Genomic DNA, 744 nt, shown 5'->3' on the forward strand with positions numbered 1-744 from the left:
CACCAAGACGAGCACCGTACGTAAGGCACCTATATTTAAAACAAATTGCACTATCGCCAAGTTTTTAGAAATAGCAGTATTTATAAAAATCGAAACCCCACAAACAACGAACAAGAATACACCCCAAGCGTCAAACCGACTAAAGCAAAAGATACCGCCTCCCACAAACAAAACAAAGCTTATTAACAAAATTCCAGCCCGCACTGGACTCGACTGACAGTCGAAAATAACACCCCCAACAGAAACGGCTATCGCGGAAAACGTTGCAGGTATCAAATACCTGATAGCAAAAAACCAGACAACCAATTTAAAAAATAAAAAAATCAATACAAAAATACAAACATATCAAAGAACCACCTAATGTATCCCACCCCTGGCCTTCCCGCGGCCCCAGAAACTCTTCGAAAAAACACTACCCCGAGAGAAACGACAAAAGAAACCAGCGAACACAGAAATACCAACACGAATGGATTCAGATCAACATATAGGTAAAATGCAGAATAAACCATCCTCGCTCCATCCCCTAAAAGGAAGAAGGAGAGTGCTAAAACACCTGAAAAATACCGTTCACTCATATATGAATACGACACCTACCAACGAGATCAGCACATGAATCCACAACCCCCTTCCCATACTCTGTAAGCTGAGCATTTTTGCAAACTACACTCATCGTTTGAAAAAATTTCTCCTTAAAAGAAGCTCCATTGCCCTGCTCATTATAATTAGTTCTGACCTCAGACCATT

The 744-nt window shown here is 40.7% G+C and carries 1 protein-coding gene; it reads left to right on the forward strand.

Annotated elements, in window-relative coordinates; translation table 11 throughout:
• On the forward strand, window positions 1-217 hold a 217-nt coding region (locus tag K675_RS33790), incomplete at its 5' end, for a hypothetical protein (RefSeq protein ID WP_232434480.1).
• Between the last annotated feature and the right edge of the window lie 527 nt (window positions 218-744).

This window comes from Pseudomonas fuscovaginae SE-1 (genome assembly GCF_000364705.1).
GTDB classification, from domain to species: Bacteria; Pseudomonadota; Gammaproteobacteria; order Pseudomonadales; family Pseudomonadaceae; genus Aquipseudomonas; species Aquipseudomonas fuscovaginae_A.